The organism is Tamlana crocina (assembly GCF_012037625.1).
Map to the genome: position 1 here is coordinate 1 of NZ_JAAVJS010000816.1, position 290 is coordinate 290.

At 44.8% G+C, this 290-nt stretch carries 1 protein-coding gene; it reads right to left on the reverse strand.

Annotation, left to right across the window (positions count from 1 at the left end; genetic code table 11):
• Positions 1-106 precede the first annotated feature (106 nt).
• Positions 107-290, reverse strand: a 184-nt coding sequence (locus HC176_RS19860) for a hypothetical protein (RefSeq protein WP_209309842.1), incomplete at its 5' end; no start/stop codon positions are given.

Here is a 290-nt window from a genome sequence, read left to right on the forward strand (position 1 = left end):
TTTGCTGTGCCTGCACCGCAAAGGCCGTGAAAACTGAAAAAGCAAGGCTAAAAAGAATCGATTTTTTCATGCTCTGAGTGTTTATAGAAAATACCGTGCCATTTTTTTAGAACTGTTGTCCAATGATGAAGTGGGTTTCCCACCCGTTTCTCTGCGTCTCGCCCGGGAGTGGATCAAAGCCATACCCAAAGTCAATACCCAGTAATCCAAATGCTGGCATAAAGATACGTAATCCTGCGCCGGCAGATCTGTTCACCTGGAATGGATTGTAGTCCTTAAAGCCATCGTAT